Here is a 17,862-nt window from a genome sequence, read left to right as displayed (position 1 = left end):
GGGAACGAGCCGTACGGGTTGTTGGGTGTGTGGGTTGTTATGCGTTTGGCACACTGTTGGGTCCTGGAGCAACAACGACCACCATTTGTTTGGTGGTGGTGTTGTGCCTGGTTTCCCGCACATAACCGAACCGGTCACGGTGTGAGACACAATTTGTTTGTGTGTTGAACGTGTCTGGGTGTAGGTGTGTGGTGGGGTTGTTGTTTGAGAACTACATAGTGAACGCGAGCATCTTTATAAAGAAGCAATTTCTTTGAGATAATTGAACCTGGATCTGATGCTGTTGATTCCTGCTTTTTGGTGGGTGTTGGTGGTGTTGGTTTTCATGGTTCTCTCGATAATGTTTTATAGCGTTGTTGACTGCATGTGTGTGGTCAAGTTTTTAAGGGCGCACGGTGGATGCCTTGGCATTAGGAGCCGAAGAAGGACGTAGGAATCTGCGATAAGCCTCGGGGAGTTGATAACCAAACTTTGATCCGAGGGTGTCCGAATGGGGGAACCCCGCTACCCGCCGTAAGGTGAGGTGGTGACCCGCATCTGAATATATAGGGTGTGTGGAGGGAACGTGGGGAAGTGAAACATCTCAGTACCCACAGGAAGAGAAAACAACAGTGATTCCGTTAGTAGTGGCGAGCGAACGCGGAACAGGCTAAACCGTGTCATGTGTGATAGCCGGCGGGCGTTGCATGGTGCGGGGTTGTGGGATTTACCGTATTGGTTCTGCCGGACCAGTGAGGGGAATGGTGCATGTATAGGTGAACGGTTTTGAATGGCCGACCGTAGAGGGTGAGAGTCCCGTAACTGAAATGCAGTGCACTCCCTGGTGAGTATCCCAAGTAGCACGGGGCCCGAGAAATCCCGTGTGAATCTGTCAGGACCACCTGATAAGCCTAAATACTACCTAATGACCGATAGCGGACAAGTACCGTGAGGGAAAGGTGAAAAGTACCCCGGGAGGGGAGTGAAATAGTACCTGAAACCGTGTGCTTACAATCCGTCAGAGCCACCGCGCCCCTTCGTGGGGTGGTTGTTGTGGTGATGGCGTGCCTTTTGAAGAATGAGCCTGCGAGTTAGTGTTACGTCGCGAGGTTAACCCGTGTGGGGAAGCCGTAGCGAAAGCGAGTCTGAATAGGGCGAGTTTAGTGGCGTGATCTAGACCCGAAGCGAAGTGATCTACCCATGGCCAGGTTGAAGCGTGTGTAAGAGCGCGTGGAGGACCGAACCCACTTCAGTTGAAAATGGAGGGGATGAGCTGTGGGTAGGGGTGAAAGGCCAATCAAACTTCGTGATAGCTGGTTCTCCCCGAAATGCATTTAGGTGCAGCGTTGCGTGTTTCTTACTGGAGGTAGAGCTACTGGATGGCTAATGGGCCCTACAAGGTTACTGACGTCAGCCAAACTCCGAATGCCGGTAAGTCAGAGCGTAGCAGTGAGACTGTGGGGGATAAGCTTCATAGTCGAGAGGGAAACAGCCCAGACCACCAACTAAGGCCCCTAAGCGTGTGCTAAGTGGGAAAGGATGTGGGATTGCTTAGACAACCAGGAGGTTGGCTTAGAAGCAGCCATCCTTAAAAGAGTGCGTAATAGCTCACTGGTCAAGTGATCCCGCGCCGACAATGTAGCGGGGCTCAAGTACACCGCCGAAGTTGTGGATTTCAAACACTACCCAAACCAAGGACTTGTTTCTTGGTTCAGGGGTTTGGAGTGGTAGGGGAGCGTCGTGTGGGCATTGAAGTCGCAGTGTGAACTAGCGGTGGAGCCTACACGAGTGAGAATGCAGGCATGAGTAGCGAAAGACGGGTGAGAAACCCGTCCGCCGAATGATCAAGGGTTCCAGGGTCAAGCTAATCTGCCCTGGGTAAGTCGGGACCTAAGGCGAGGCCGACAGGCGTAGTCGATGGACAACGGGTTGATATTCCCGTACCGGTGAAGAACCGCCAATATTGAACCGGTGATACTAACCACCCAAACCACCACTGCGTACCCTTCGGGGTCAGGGTGTGTGGGGAGCGTGGGACCTGAACCGGGGAGGTAAGCGTATTAACAGGTGTGACGCAGGAAGGTAGCCAAGCCGGGCGATGGTAGTCCCGGTCTAAGGACGTAGGAAACACGATAGGCAAATCCGTTGTGTTGTCTTTGATGACGATTCTGAGATCTGATGGGACCCCCGTACGGGGGAATTTGGTGATCCTATGCTGCCTAGAAAAGCATCGACGTGAGGTTCTAACTGCCCGTACCCCAAACCGACACAGGTGATCAGGTAGAGAATACTAAGGCGATCGAGAGAATTATGGTTAAGGAACTCGGCAAAATGCCCCCGTAACTTCGGGAGAAGGGGGGCCTGCCCCGTGAAGAAGATTTACTCTTCATGAGCGGGTGTGGGCCGCAGAGACCAGGGGGAAGCGACTGTTTACTAAAAACACAGGTCCGTGCGAAGTCGCAAGACGATGTATACGGACTGACTCCTGCCCGGTGCTGGAAGGTTAAGAGGACCGGTTAGCCAACTTGTTGGCGAAGCTGAGAATTTAAGCCCCAGTAAACGGCGGTGGTAACTATAACCATCCTAAGGTAGCGAAATTCCTTGTCGGGTAAGTTCCGACCTGCACGAATGGAGTAACGACTTCCCCGCTGTCTCAACCATAAACTCGGCGAAATTGCAGTACGAGTAAAGATGCTCGTTACGCGCAGCAGGACGGAAAGACCCCGAGACCTTTACTATAGTTTGGTATTGGTGTTCGGAGTGGCTTGTGTAGGATAGGTGGGAGACTGTGAAACTGCAACGCTAGTTGCGGTGGAGTCATCGTTGAAATACCACTCTGGTCACTTTGGACATCTAACTTCGGCCCGTAATCCGGGTCAGGGACAGTGCCTGATGGGTAGTTTAACTGGGGCGGTTGCCTCCTAAAAAGTAACGGAGGCGCCCAAAGGTTCCCTCAGCCTGGTTGGCAATCAGGTTTCGAGTGTAAGTGCACAAGGGAGCTTGACTGTGAGAGGGACACCTCGAGCAGGGACGAAAGTCGGGACTAGTGATCCGGCGGCACATTGTGGAATGGCCGTCGCTCAACGGATAAAAGGTACCTCGGGGATAACAGGCTGATCTTGCCCAAGAGTCCATATCGACGGCATGGTTTGGCACCTCGATGTCGGCTCGTCGCATCCTGGGGCTGGAGTAGGTCCCAAGGGTTGGGCTGTTCGCCCATTAAAGCGGTACGCGAGCTGGGTTTAGAACGTCGTGAGACAGTTCGGTCCCTATCCGCTGCGCGCGCAGGAAATTTGAGAAGGGCTGTCCTTAGTACGAGAGGACCGGGACGGACGAACCTCTGGTGTGTCAGTTGTACTGCCAAGTGCATCGCTGATTAGCTACGTTCGGATGGGATAACCGCTGAAAGCATCTAAGCGGGAAGCCCGCTTCAAGATGAGATTTCCATACACAGTTATGTGTGAGAGGCCCCCAGCTAGACCACTGGGTTGATAGGCCGGACGTGGAAGCGAGGACTAAAGACTCGTGAAGCTGACCGGTACTAATAGGCCGATAACTTACACCACACACACTTTATAAAATTAATGCTCGCGTTCACTATGTGGTTCCCAACCAACAAACCCACCCGGTATGTTGCACGGAAACAAAAAAAGCAAGACACCACCACCATCTTTACCACCACAAATGGTAACACCTGGTAGAAAATGTCTTGTATAATAAAATACTGTTGTTCCAAACAAGAACACCCAACAAGCCACCCAACCACCAGCAACACGCTGACTGGTGCGGGGAACGAGTTACGGTGGTCATAGCGTGGGGGAAACGCCCGGTCCCATTCCGAACCCGGAAGCTAAGACCCACAGCGCCGATGGTACTGCATTCGTGAGGATGTGGGAGAGTAGGACACCGCCGGACAACACATAAAACAGGTCGAGGCCCCACACCACCAGGTGCGGGGCCTCCCTGCATTTAACAACCCAACAAACCAACAGACCGCACCACACACAGCCGGCACCACACACAGTGCCGGCACCAGCACACCACGGCCGCCCACACGGGCGGCCATCATTGTTTAAACCCGCTTACTCCGGGACCGGAATGGCCGTACTGTTGCGCACCACAAGCCGGGTCGGGAATTCCTCCGCGACAGGGACATACACGCCGGCACCATCCCGGGAAGACTGCTCCAACCGCGCCAAAATCCGCCGCGCCGCCAAGGAACATGTGCTTGGAATCGGCCAGATACTCGATACCGCCGCTGCAGAGACGCCTTCCCGGGCGCCTTAAACGCAGAATCTCAGACAAGCACAATGTCGCGTGTTCTCATACGCCGCCGTCGAACCCACGTGGCCGGTGGTGCAGCCTGGGCCCTTCAGGTACATAGCATGTGGGAAGAGTGGCACCGGATGATCTCCGACCGCACCACCATGAACACAACGCGGCTGTGGGGATCAGGGCTTGGTGCCTGCTGCCTCGTGACCGCAGCACCGGCGTAGATCACGACACACCGGGGGAAGCAACAGGCCGCACGAATTCATGACTGCCGGAGACCCATATAGCGGGGAAGCGAAAAACACCTCACCACCGGAGCTGGTATTGCGGGACTGCACCGCTGCTGTTTGATTACCGGGCCTGTGAGCCCCTGCCGCACCCAGCGTCGATGGGTTTGCTGGAACCGCTTTGAACGTCATGAAAGTCAGCAGCACTGAGCGAGGCGCTTCGGGCTCGTTGGCGCAGGTGGTCAGAGCCTCTGAGTGATACGTTCACCTCAACATCGTCACGAATGGTCAGTTTGGGATTGCGGCTGATACACCGGTTCCGCACAGGCCGGCGGTCGGCGACGAGTCCATGGCCGTTTGACGCGGCGATTCGCTTCAGTTCCCTTTGACCCTGTTATTCCTGGTGCTCGGGGCTGACGGCAGGGATGCGTTATACGCGAAAGGCAGCTTCACGGCCGATTGTAAGATGCAATGCATGCCGGGGATTACGATCCTCATTGCTGGCAACGAGGTACCGTAACGGTCCAGTGGCGATGATGAAAGAAGCGTGTCCGTGTTTCGTATGTCGGCTGCCACTAGGATGCTGGTGAACGTAACCCTTCGCCGTGAAGGTTTGCCGGTAAGTGACCCGAGATGCCACCAGCCTTGCCGTTGTTGAAGTGGACGTAGACCGCAATTCAGGGTCAGTGCGCGTCGTTGCTCCTGTTGGCGGCACATCCCCGACTGGCGATGTAGTTCGTGAGTTCAAAGAGGGCTTGCGGACACTCTACGGTCGGGATTGAGGAGCGCGAGTGAGTCCTTGGCGCCGGCGATAAGTGATTGGTGCTCACTGGCGGTCCCTGGACCCTGTGGATCTTGTTGTCCACCCAGTTGCACTTTCATAGGCACGCAGACGGGGGAAGTGTAGAGCTTCCCCTGTCACCTTCCGGGGGCACGGCGCGAATGCCGTATGCAGTCTGGACTGGTTGGTTGCAACAGCGAGGGCGAACAGTCGTCATGATTCTTTCAGCTCTGCGTCTATCGCTTTGGGCCGTGAATTTGGATATTTAAAGCTGCACCCGACGACTTGCAACGCGTAGAGCTGGCACCGGTCGGCGGGTTGTCCGCAAAGGGAGACTCCAGCACCGTCGAGTTCTTGGGGCTTTGTGCTTGCCGCCGTTGGACTACGTTGCGGGCTAATGAAGTAGTTTCGGTGTCTGGGACGGCCGAGAGCCCGGTCGAGCCTGAGGCAGGAGGAAGTTTGCGGTGGTCACGTCACGGAGTCGTGTGGGTTCCGCCTGGGCACGACTGCGGTGTGCAGCACACTATCTGGGCTGGCAATGCCCGCAACTGCATTGCGGACGTCGTTGCGGGGGTCCGGACAGCTTGGGGAAATGACTAGGATCCCTGTGTTCCCGGGATTGTGGAGAGATATACACCGGGGCTTGCTCGGCCATTTCAAATGGGTGCCCAGGGTCACACTGTTTCAATTGGATATGCCGCGGAAAGGTGTGTATTGTTTTTCGAGTTGCCCCACGTGGTGGGGGGACGAAAATCCTGAGTTTATGTGGCCGGTTTTGCCGGTTGTTTTGGCGTGTTTTGATGGTGTGGTTCGCTGGTTGAGGGATTTGCATTGTTGGGGCTTTGTGGGTAAGCTTGAAAAGTTGCCTCGGCACTGATCATCGTGGACAAGAAGGTTTGTTTGGGTGTGTTGGCTGGGTGTGGTTGTTGTTTGAGAACTCAATAGTGTGCCAAGTTTTATTGATACCAATTTATTTATATTGAATTGGTTATTTGGTTGTGTGTTGCCGCCCCTGTGGTGATGCATGATCGTTTAGCTGGTTTCGAATTTAGTGCATGCTTTCATTTACCTTTTTCCGGTGTGATTGTGTGTGTCTGTTTAGTTATTAACGGAGAGTTTGATCCTGGCTCAGGATGAACGCTGGCGGCGTGCTTAACACATGCAAGTCGAACGATGAACTGGCGCTTGCGTCGGGGATTAGTGGCGAACGGGTGAGTAACACGTGAGTAACCTGCCCTTAACTCTGGGATAAGCCTTGGAAACGGGGTCTAATACTGGATATTGACTTTACATCGCATGGTGTTTGGTTGAAAGATTTATTGGTTTTGGATGGACTCGCGGCCTATCAGCTTGTTGGTGAGGTAATGGCTCACCAAGGCGACGACGGGTAGCCGGCCTGAGAGGGTGACCGGCCACACTGGGACTGAGACACGGCCCAGACTCCTACGGGAGGCAGCAGTGGGGAATATTGCACAATGGGCGAAAGCCTGATGCAGCGACGCCGCGTGAGGGATGACGGCCTTCGGGTTGTAAACCTCTTTCAGTAGGGAACAAGGCCAGACGTTGTCTGGTTGAGGGTACTTGCAGAAGAAGCGCCGGCTAACTACGTGCCAGCAGCCGCGGTAATACGTAGGGCGCAAGCGTTATCCGGAATTATTGGGCGTAAAGAGCTCGTAGGCGGTTTGTCGCGTCTGCCGTGAAAGTCCGGGGCTCAACCCCGGATCTGCGGTGGGTACGGGCAGACTAGAGTGATGTAGGGGAGACTGGAATTCCTGGTGTAGCGGTGAAATGCGCAGATATCAGGAGGAACACCGATGGCGAAGGCAGGTCTCTGGGCATTAACTGACGCTGAGGAGCGAAAGCATGGGGAGCGAACAGGATTAGATACCCTGGTAGTCCATGCCGTAAACGTTGGGCACTAGGTGTGGGGGACATTCCACGTTTTCCGCGCCGTAGCTAACGCATTAAGTGCCCCGCCTGGGGAGTACGGCCGCAAGGCTAAAACTCAAAGGAATTGACGGGGGCCCGCACAAGCGGCGGAGCATGCGGATTAATTCGATGCAACGCGAAGAACCTTACCAAGGCTTGACATGAACTGGAAACACCTGGAAACAGGTGCCCCGCTTGCGGTCGGTTTACAGGTGGTGCATGGTTGTCGTCAGCTCGTGTCGTGAGATGTTGGGTTAAGTCCCGCAACGAGCGCAACCCTCGTTCTATGTTGCCAGCACGTGATGGTGGGGACTCATAGGAGACTGCCGGGGTCAACTCGGAGGAAGGTGAGGACGACGTCAAATCATCATGCCCCTTATGTCTTGGGCTTCACGCATGCTACAATGGCCGGTACAATGGGTTGCGATACTGTGAGGTGGAGCTAATCCCAAAAAGCCGGTCTCAGTTCGGATTGGGGTCTGCAACTCGACCCCATGAAGTCGGAGTCGCTAGTAATCGCAGATCAGCAACGCTGCGGTGAATACGTTCCCGGGCCTTGTACACACCGCCCGTCAAGTCACGAAAGTTGGTAACACCCGAAGCCGGTGGCCTAACCCCCTTGTGGGGAGGGAGCTGTCGAAGGTGGGACTGGCGATTGGGACTAAGTCGTAACAAGGTAGCCGTACCGGAAGGTGCGGCTGGATCACCTCCTTTCTAAGGAGCACCAAACACCACAACGGTGACTGCATAGTTGCTGGTTGGTGGTGTGAGGAGTAAAGACCCATTGCCAGGACGCATGTTCCTGGGTGGGTTGCTCAAGGGTGGAATATCAATAAAACAGCCGATGATCGGCATCTGGCGACCTGGTTTTAGTACAACACCGACTTTGTGGGTGTGGGGAACGAGCCGTACGGGTTGTTGGGTGTGTGGGTTGTTATGCGTTTGGCACACTGTTGGGTCCTGGAGCAACAACGACCACCATTTGTTTGGTGGTGGTGTTGTGCCTGGTTTCCCGCACATAACCGAACCGGTCACGGTGTGAGACACAATTTGTTTGTGTGTTGAACGTGTCTGGGTGTAGGTGTGTGGTGGGGTTGTTGTTTGAGAACTACATAGTGAACGCGAGCATCTTTATAAAGAAGCAATTTCTTTGAGATAATTGAACCTGGATCTGATGCTGTTGATTCCTGCTTTTTGGTGGGTGTTGGTGGTGTTGGTTTTCATGGTTCTCTCGATAATGTTTTATAGCGTTGTTGACTGCATGTGTGTGGTCAAGTTTTTAAGGGCGCACGGTGGATGCCTTGGCATTAGGAGCCGAAGAAGGACGTAGGAATCTGCGATAAGCCTCGGGGAGTTGATAACCAAACTTTGATCCGAGGGTGTCCGAATGGGGGAACCCCGCTACCCGCCGTAAGGTGAGGTGGTGACCCGCATCTGAATATATAGGGTGTGTGGAGGGAACGTGGGGAAGTGAAACATCTCAGTACCCACAGGAAGAGAAAACAACAGTGATTCCGTTAGTAGTGGCGAGCGAACGCGGAACAGGCTAAACCGTGTCATGTGTGATAGCCGGCGGGCGTTGCATGGTGCGGGGTTGTGGGATTTACCGTATTGGTTCTGCCGGACCAGTGAGGGGAATGGTGCATGTATAGGTGAACGGTTTTGAATGGCCGACCGTAGAGGGTGAGAGTCCCGTAACTGAAATGCAGTGCACTCCCTGGTGAGTATCCCAAGTAGCACGGGGCCCGAGAAATCCCGTGTGAATCTGTCAGGACCACCTGATAAGCCTAAATACTACCTAATGACCGATAGCGGACAAGTACCGTGAGGGAAAGGTGAAAAGTACCCCGGGAGGGGAGTGAAATAGTACCTGAAACCGTGTGCTTACAATCCGTCAGAGCCACCGCGCCCCTTCGTGGGGTGGTTGTTGTGGTGATGGCGTGCCTTTTGAAGAATGAGCCTGCGAGTTAGTGTTACGTCGCGAGGTTAACCCGTGTGGGGAAGCCGTAGCGAAAGCGAGTCTGAATAGGGCGAGTTTAGTGGCGTGATCTAGACCCGAAGCGAAGTGATCTACCCATGGCCAGGTTGAAGCGTGTGTAAGAGCGCGTGGAGGACCGAACCCACTTCAGTTGAAAATGGAGGGGATGAGCTGTGGGTAGGGGTGAAAGGCCAATCAAACTTCGTGATAGCTGGTTCTCCCCGAAATGCATTTAGGTGCAGCGTTGCGTGTTTCTTACTGGAGGTAGAGCTACTGGATGGCTAATGGGCCCTACAAGGTTACTGACGTCAGCCAAACTCCGAATGCCGGTAAGTCAGAGCGTAGCAGTGAGACTGTGGGGGATAAGCTTCATAGTCGAGAGGGAAACAGCCCAGACCACCAACTAAGGCCCCTAAGCGTGTGCTAAGTGGGAAAGGATGTGGGATTGCTTAGACAACCAGGAGGTTGGCTTAGAAGCAGCCATCCTTAAAAGAGTGCGTAATAGCTCACTGGTCAAGTGATCCCGCGCCGACAATGTAGCGGGGCTCAAGTACACCGCCGAAGTTGTGGATTTCAAACACTACCCAAACCAAGGACTTGTTTCTTGGTTCAGGGGTTTGGAGTGGTAGGGGAGCGTCGTGTGGGCATTGAAGTCGCAGTGTGAACTAGCGGTGGAGCCTACACGAGTGAGAATGCAGGCATGAGTAGCGAAAGACGGGTGAGAAACCCGTCCGCCGAATGATCAAGGGTTCCAGGGTCAAGCTAATCTGCCCTGGGTAAGTCGGGACCTAAGGCGAGGCCGACAGGCGTAGTCGATGGACAACGGGTTGATATTCCCGTACCGGTGAAGAACCGCCAATATTGAACCGGTGATACTAACCACCCAAACCACCACTGCGTACCCTTCGGGGTCAGGGTGTGTGGGGAGCGTGGGACCTGAACCGGGGAGGTAAGCGTATTAACAGGTGTGACGCAGGAAGGTAGCCAAGCCGGGCGATGGTAGTCCCGGTCTAAGGACGTAGGAAACACGATAGGCAAATCCGTTGTGTTGTCTTTGATGACGATTCTGAGATCTGATGGGACCCCCGTACGGGGGAATTTGGTGATCCTATGCTGCCTAGAAAAGCATCGACGTGAGGTTCTAACTGCCCGTACCCCAAACCGACACAGGTGATCAGGTAGAGAATACTAAGGCGATCGAGAGAATTATGGTTAAGGAACTCGGCAAAATGCCCCCGTAACTTCGGGAGAAGGGGGGCCTGCCCCGTGAAGAAGATTTACTCTTCATGAGCGGGTGTGGGCCGCAGAGACCAGGGGGAAGCGACTGTTTACTAAAAACACAGGTCCGTGCGAAGTCGCAAGACGATGTATACGGACTGACTCCTGCCCGGTGCTGGAAGGTTAAGAGGACCGGTTAGCCAACTTGTTGGCGAAGCTGAGAATTTAAGCCCCAGTAAACGGCGGTGGTAACTATAACCATCCTAAGGTAGCGAAATTCCTTGTCGGGTAAGTTCCGACCTGCACGAATGGAGTAACGACTTCCCCGCTGTCTCAACCATAAACTCGGCGAAATTGCAGTACGAGTAAAGATGCTCGTTACGCGCAGCAGGACGGAAAGACCCCGAGACCTTTACTATAGTTTGGTATTGGTGTTCGGAGTGGCTTGTGTAGGATAGGTGGGAGACTGTGAAACTGCAACGCTAGTTGCGGTGGAGTCATCGTTGAAATACCACTCTGGTCACTTTGGACATCTAACTTCGGCCCGTAATCCGGGTCAGGGACAGTGCCTGATGGGTAGTTTAACTGGGGCGGTTGCCTCCTAAAAAGTAACGGAGGCGCCCAAAGGTTCCCTCAGCCTGGTTGGCAATCAGGTTTCGAGTGTAAGTGCACAAGGGAGCTTGACTGTGAGAGGGACACCTCGAGCAGGGACGAAAGTCGGGACTAGTGATCCGGCGGCACATTGTGGAATGGCCGTCGCTCAACGGATAAAAGGTACCTCGGGGATAACAGGCTGATCTTGCCCAAGAGTCCATATCGACGGCATGGTTTGGCACCTCGATGTCGGCTCGTCGCATCCTGGGGCTGGAGTAGGTCCCAAGGGTTGGGCTGTTCGCCCATTAAAGCGGTACGCGAGCTGGGTTTAGAACGTCGTGAGACAGTTCGGTCCCTATCCGCTGCGCGCGCAGGAAATTTGAGAAGGGCTGTCCTTAGTACGAGAGGACCGGGACGGACGAACCTCTGGTGTGTCAGTTGTACTGCCAAGTGCATCGCTGATTAGCTACGTTCGGATGGGATAACCGCTGAAAGCATCTAAGCGGGAAGCCCGCTTCAAGATGAGATTTCCATACACAGTTATGTGTGAGAGGCCCCCAGCTAGACCACTGGGTTGATAGGCCGGACGTGGAAGCGAGGACTAAAGACTCGTGAAGCTGACCGGTACTAATAGGCCGATAACTTACACCACACACACTTTATAAAATTAATGCTCGCGTTCACTATGTGGTTCCCAACCAACAAACCCACCCGGTATGTTGCACGGAAACAAAAAAAGCAAGACACCACCACCATCTTTACCACCACAAATGGTAACACCTGGTAGAAAATGTCTTGTATAATAAAATACTGTTGTTCCAAACAAGAACACCCAACAAGCCACCCAACCACCAGCAACACGCTGACTGGTCTGGGGAACGAGTTACGGTGGTCATAGCGTGGGGGAAACGCCCGGTCCCATTCCGAACCCGGAAGCTAAGACCCACAGCGCCGATGGTACTGCATTCGTGAGGATGTGGGAGAGTAGGACACCGCCGGACAACACATAAAACAGGTCGAGGCCCCACACCACCAGGTGCGGGGCCTCCCTGCATTTAACAACCCAACAAACCAACAGACCGCACCACAACAGCCGACACCACACACAGTGCCGGCACCAACACACCTCGGCCGCCCACACCAGGCGGCCAGACACGGCCCGGGCAAGCACCGCCGTCGCACGCTGTGCTACCTGGTGCCCTTGGGCGCCCGCCGGCCCCGGCAGGGTATCCCGGCCGGGGCCAGCCGGCTATCGAAGGATGATGTCCGTTGCTGTAGCCGGCGACTGGCCCGTGGAGACAAATCCCGACACGTTGGCCTGCGGATGCTTGATGATGTCGGTAACCGAGCCCAGATGCCGGGACAGGTCGACTTTGTCCTCCGGGGCCGCCAGCAGCAGCTGGAAGCCAAACTCCTGCAGCGCGTTGATGCCGGCACCGGCGTATTCGGAGTTGGCCTGGATGAAGGCCTCGTCAATCATGACAGTGCCGTAGGTGCTGTAGCCCTGGGTGTCGATGCCAAGCTGGTAGGCCAGTGCCGCACCCATGATGAATGAGGTGAACCGCTGCCCCTCACCGCCTGACAGCGTGCCCGGCTCCAGACCCACCTCCACCTCACCATTGGGGCGATGTTCGTTGCAGCTGATCGTGACATGCTGGCGCACGTCAAGGACGGTATCGGCCCAATGCGCCAGTGCAGGATCCTGCAGGGCATTGACCAGTCGCTCCAGCTGCAGGTAGCTGGCGGCCATCGTTTCCTCGGTGGCCTTCGTGTAGGCGTTGCCCAAGGCATCCTTGAGCTCGAGCCGAAACGCCCTGGCCTCATCGGGAACGGTGGTTTTCACTTCCAGCCGCAGCCGGCTGCCCTTCTCAAAAGGTACATCCGCCAAGATTTGGTTCAGCGGAAGGATGCGCTCCTCGATGGATCGGCGTTCTTCTTCGAGCAGTTGCAGGAGATCGGAAAAACGCTCATAGGAGCGGTTGTTGAAGTACTCCTTGAATTCGCCTTGGCGCTGCGGCAGGCCATCGGCAACGATGCGCGCGTACAGCTCTTCATAGTGTGCAACCGCGTCGGCGCTTGTGCCATGGCTTGTGCTCATGGTGGGCCCAAACTGGCGGGCGAAGGACTTGAAGATCTCGCTCAGGGCGCCCTCCGCCCGGAAGCGGCGCTCCTTGATGGTGGCAATGCGTTCACCCAGATCCATGGCAACGCGGCTCAATAGCACCTCCAGCTCGTCCAAGGACGTGGGTTCGCCGTCCAACAGGTAAGGGGCAAATGCCTCCTGCGCCCAATCCTGTGCTTGTGTGCCCTGCGCATTTCCGGCTAGGACCGCTCGAACATTGTCAAGATCCTTTTCAATCCCGGCAAGGTCATGGTGCAGCACAGCCACCCGGCCCACGGCAGCCTCGAGCCCGGCCTTGGCTGCAGCCAGTGAATCACGCAGCTGGGCCAGGGTGGCACTGCCTGCGATGGTCTGCTCCAACGTGGCGTGCAGCGATTCCAGACGTCCAGCCAGGACTGCAGAATCCAGTTGCTCGAATGACCTGTCATCCGCAGCGATTCGCTTCAAGGCTCCGAGTCGGCGTGCAGACTGCTCCTTGGCAAGGCTGCTCTGCGTCGCCGCAGCGGCAGCCTCCACCTGTTGGGCCGCCAACGCCTCCGCCTGCTCCTCCAACTGTGCAATCTTGGCAACATTGTTGAAGCCGAGCAGGTAATCGGCGGGATTAATGATGCGGGTGTCGCGCTCAAACACCGCCGCACTGAGCTTGACAGTGCCAGCACGCGACAGTGCCTTGCCATGGTCGTGCAGGGCCGCTTCGTCCTCCACACAGGTGAAGGCAAAGTCGCCGGCGACCTTATCGCGGAGCCAGCTGCCGGCGTCGGAATCGTGGAAGTCCAGCTTGCTGACCAGATGGTCCTTGCCAGCCTTGGCCGGTCGCGCCGGCATGCCCAGGTTGATCCACCGCAGCTTGCCCAGTCCGTCGAGCCCATCAATGGCGCTGGTGACGGCCTCGATGTCGGCGCCCCGGACGAGCAGCGTGGTGGCGAGCGAGCGCAGCACCTTTTCCGCCGCAGGCCGCCAGGCGCTGTGTCCGCTGCCAATGTCCACGAGCTCGCCGGCAAACGGCATGTCCTCCGGGCTCAGCCCGGTTGCCGCACAAATGGCGCGACGGGCCGCAGCGCTGCGGGAATCGATGTTGGAGCCGCGGCGTTGGTACGACTCAATCTCGGCCCGAAGCGCCTTTTCCTGCGCCTTGACGTTGACGCTGGCTGCCACCGCCTGGTATTCACGGGTCCGTGCGGCTTCAGTTTCCGCCAGCTGCCGTTCGACGCCGGATGCGGCACTTGAGCGGGCGGCGTGAAGTCCCTGGGCGCTCCAGTCATGCACGAGCCCGGCGCCGGCAAGATCTTCACGCACAGTCGCTTCAAGGCGTTGGCGTTCGAGCAGTTCCCGCTTTCCGGTGCGGATGTCTTTCTCCAGGCCCTCGATGGCACGTCCGCCATGGTTGGCATGCTGCTCTGAAAGCGCTGCCGCAGATTCGGCAAGAACGTCCTTGGCCTGGGTCGCCTCCTCGATTTCGGACTGTTTCTGCGTCCTGGCGGTACTGAGGGCGGCCTCCCTGACGGCCAGCAGCTCGGCCTGGAACTGATGGCGCAGCAACGGCAGCTGAACGTTTTTTAACTCAACTGTGCGTTGGTGTGATTGTGTCAGCTCACGCAGTTTTTCATGCAGCTCAGGCACCGGCGCCAGCGCATCCCGCTGCCCGCGGGCGTCCTCGAGCTGGCGGTAGATGCCGCTGAGGTGGTTGAAGTCCTCCACGGCCGCGGCGGCTGCCGTTAGGGTCGACGGCTTGTCGAGCACCTCGTAGCGGAAGAAGCGGTTGACTCCCTTGTCCAGCCCCTTGCCGTTTTGCAGGGTGCGCAGCAGGCTGAAGGCCTTGTCATTGTGGATGCCCAACTTGCGCCGGAAGCGTTCGGCAAACGTCTTGTGGACATCGAAAGTCTCTGCCCCGGGCAGCGCCGCATGCAGCGACGACGGCGAAAAACGCCGGCTTCCATGGCCTTCCAGTGCGTCGGTGTCCAGTGGTTTGTCGTGGATGACATAGTGCTTGCCCACCTGGCCTTCGAGCCCGTTGGCGGGAAGGTCAAAGAGCGCCGCAATGGTGACGTGCCTGCCCAAGCCGTCCTCGAAGACGAGGGCGGTGGCCGACCAGGTGGCGCTGGGGCGTTGGTACACCACGCCGTCGTCCGTCTTGATCTTGCGGCCGCGCATGTAGCTGAAGGTGGTCCGGCGGTCTTTTCGGTTGGACGCTTCGTGGGCGGATTCATTCAAGCGCGGGGCGGCATAGAAAATGTGCTGGATGCCGTCAAAGAGGGTGGACTTGCCGACACCCGGATGGCCGGTGAGCAGCGTGCCCGCCCGGTCCACATACATGCTGTGGCGGCCGTGAAAGGTGCCCCAGTTGATGATCTGGATCTGGCTGAGACGGAATTGGCCGGGGTTGAGTTCCTCGCCGAAGGGCAGGGTGGTTGCAATGCTCACTGAAAAATCTCCTGCGTCGCGTCGTCGTTGCCTTCAGGCAGGCTGTCCTCAACCGGGTCCAGATCCAGTGGCTCGCTGCCGGCTGCCGCGTCCAGGGCTGCGAGGTAGGCGGGAATTTGCTCAATCGAGTCAAAGGGAAGTGCCAGCGCCAGCGCGTTGCTCACACGATATTCATGGGCGAGCTCCGTCGGCAGGATCAGCTTCAGGTTCAGCAGCCTGGCCAGGGCCGCGTCAGTTTGTTCATCAAGGCGCTTGTCATCAACTGTGCCGGGCCGGCGGTGTTCGGCCAGTATCTCCCTGGCCCCGGCGCGGGAGATGCCCACATCCGTGCCGGATCCGGCGTGCCGGTCCAGCAGGACGCGCAGGCGCAGCGCCAGCAGCGTCTCCTCGCGGCGCAGGGGTTTGCGGGCAACGATTGGCTGCGTGTGCACAGCTTCGACACCGGCCGGGGTCAGCAGTGCGATTTTCCGTTCGGAGTCCACCGTGAGCAGCAGGAAGATCTCGCTGAGGTACTGCTGCAGCGACACCCCGTGGGTCAGGATGGTTGTCCACAGTGCGGGATCCGCTGTGCCGTCAACGTACGGCCCGCGGAGCAGGCGGACCAGGGCCTGGCGCAACTCGAGCGGGAAGGAACCGGTGTCGCCGTCGAACAGGGCCCGTTCGGTACTGCCTGAGTTGCCGGTGCCGGTGCGCAACTCCGGGGTTGGGTGGGAACTTGTGCTCATGACGAGGAGTCCTTAATGAAGGTGAACAACGGGACACGGGCCGAGCGCGTGGTGCCGTCGATCTGGGTGAAAGTCAGTGTTTCGGTGCGGTCCGGGTCAAGGCTGTTCCCTGACACCCGGGCAGCAAGAATCAAACCGCGAATGGTGTTGAGGTGGTGGAGTTCGGCAGGCAGCGACGCGTACACCTCACCCAAGGGGGCGGCGCCGTTGCGGGTTTGCCTGACATGGTCGACGGCGGCATGCAGCCTTGGCATGTCGGCCGCCGGTGTCGCGGGGGTGCGGTGGATGTCCGCGTCGCTCAGTTCCGGCGGTGCTGCCAGCTTGGGTGGTGGCACGTGGTCTTCCGGGTTGAAGATGCCGAGCCCGGCAAGGGTCTCAAAGTCGGGGGAATACAACAGGGGTTCAACAACACCTGTGCGCGAACCCAGCGGCGCCGCCGCCACGGCTTGTTCGGCGGCGTGGATGGCCTTGCGCAGCAGCACGGATTCCTTGAATTCCGCCGACTGGACATAGGCGTGCAGGCTCTCGGAGAGGCGCCCGTAAATGGTGTGGACATCCGCGGCTTGGCGGCGCATCTCGCGCAGCAGGGAGGCCAGGTTTCCGCGCTCCTCCGAGCTGAGCTGGCCGGTAAAGTCCCGCTCCAGCACCTCGTTGACTGACTGCCGGAAACGGGCCTGCTGGACGGGGTCGTTGAGAAACTCGGTGAATCCCTGGAACGTCTCGCCCTCGATGGTGCCACGAAGCGCCTTGTCACCGGCCAGAATCTGGCCTACGGCGACCCCCTTCGTCACGGAGGATTCCATGATTTCCTGGCGGATGGAGTGCAGCATGACCTCGACGCCGTCGCGCATGCGCTTGAAGTCCGCGGGCAGGCTGGCGGCCAGGTCGAGCACGCTGCGGGTGGCGGCAACAGCGGAGTCGTCGGAGAGCACGGCCGGATTGGCGCCACTTTTCAGGGCGGCTATCTCGTTTTCCCGCTCGGCGATTTCAGCCTCGAGGGCGGCAATGCGGGATTCCGGATTGGGGTCGCTTTGCAGCGACAAGGTTTCAATGCTGTTCAGCAGGGTGCTCAGCCGTGAACTGTTCAAGTTGGTGCGGCTGCCCGTCAGTGTGTCCATGAAGGCCAGCACCCGGGCGGTTGCTGCGGTGGGTTCGTAGAGGAACTTGCCATCGACCATCGGCCGGGACAGGAATTGGCTGCGCACCCAGGAATCGGCGTAGTTCGATGCCTGCCACGCCTCGTTGAGGCTCAGGTTCTCCCCGCGCAGTTCCTTCATGAAGTCGGCCAGGTCGGCGTGGAACGTCTCCAGCGGCACCCGCTGCCTGCTTGTCGTGAAGGACGAGCGCAGGAACGCCACGGTCCACGGGGCGCCTTGCAGCAGCTTCCAAGCCGGGCTGAGCCGCAATTGTTTTTGCGCGTGCCATTGCGCGACGGCGTTGTCAGTGGAGCGCATGGCAGGGCCTTTCGGCAAAGGGGGATCGGGGTTCATTCCATTTTAAGCCATGTCGGCTGTGCGACGGGACCGCGCCCGGCCCGGCAGCACTTTCCTCAGCCGCGGGATCCTATTGCCGGTGGGAGGAGGCTGCGGAGAGGGTGCGAGCCGCGTGGATTCGTG

The 17,862-nt window shown here is 57.4% G+C and carries 3 protein-coding genes and 5 rRNA genes; 5 read left to right on the top strand and 3 right to left on the bottom strand.

Going from position 1 to position 17,862, the window contains the following annotated elements; translation table 11 throughout:
* Positions 1-372: 372 nt before the first annotated feature.
* From AC1L6K_RS02405 to rrf (AC1L6K_RS02385), 5 genes are all read left to right on the top strand, one after another.
* Positions 373-3,545 (top strand): 23S ribosomal RNA (locus AC1L6K_RS02405).
* A gap of 232 nt (positions 3,546-3,777) precedes the next feature.
* A 5S ribosomal RNA gene (rrf, locus tag AC1L6K_RS02400) occupies positions 3,778-3,894 on the top strand.
* A gap of 2,470 nt (positions 3,895-6,364) precedes the next feature.
* Positions 6,365-7,902: ribosomal RNA gene (locus tag AC1L6K_RS02395) — 16S ribosomal RNA — on the top strand.
* Between the two features lie 555 nt (positions 7,903-8,457).
* Positions 8,458-11,630: ribosomal RNA gene (locus tag AC1L6K_RS02390) — 23S ribosomal RNA — on the top strand.
* Positions 11,631-11,862: 232 nt separating this feature from the next.
* Positions 11,863-11,979 (top strand): 5S ribosomal RNA (gene rrf, locus AC1L6K_RS02385).
* Together the 16S, 23S and 5S rRNA genes form the textbook arrangement of a ribosomal RNA operon.
* 248 nt (positions 11,980-12,227) lie before the next feature.
* On the opposite strand, the gene AC1L6K_RS02380 is transcribed toward rrf (AC1L6K_RS02385), so the two are convergent.
* Genes AC1L6K_RS02380 through AC1L6K_RS02370 form a run of 3 tightly spaced genes read right to left on the bottom strand, consistent with a single transcriptional unit; the run spans position 12,228 to position 17,700 of the window.
* Positions 12,228-15,521: an ATP-binding protein gene (locus tag AC1L6K_RS02380; RefSeq protein WP_480951148.1), complete on the bottom strand. Its 3,294-nt coding sequence runs from the start codon at positions 15,519-15,521 to the stop codon at positions 12,228-12,230.
* Complete coding sequence (locus AC1L6K_RS02375) at positions 15,518-16,246, bottom strand: DUF4194 domain-containing protein (protein WP_480951147.1); 729 nt, start codon at positions 16,244-16,246, stop codon at positions 15,518-15,520. The genes AC1L6K_RS02380 and AC1L6K_RS02375 overlap by 4 nt, the downstream gene beginning before the upstream one ends.
* Positions 16,243-17,700 (bottom strand): DUF3375 domain-containing protein, encoded by a 1,458-nt coding sequence (locus tag AC1L6K_RS02370; protein ID WP_480951146.1) that lies wholly within the window; start codon positions 17,698-17,700, stop codon positions 16,243-16,245. The genes AC1L6K_RS02375 and AC1L6K_RS02370 overlap by 4 nt, the downstream gene beginning before the upstream one ends.
* Positions 17,701-17,862: the final 162 nt, after the last annotated feature.

This window comes from Specibacter sp. BI4, assembly GCF_056680095.1.
The sequence above is the reverse complement of the archived record's forward strand: the minus strand, read 5'-3'. Positions and strand labels throughout refer to the sequence as shown.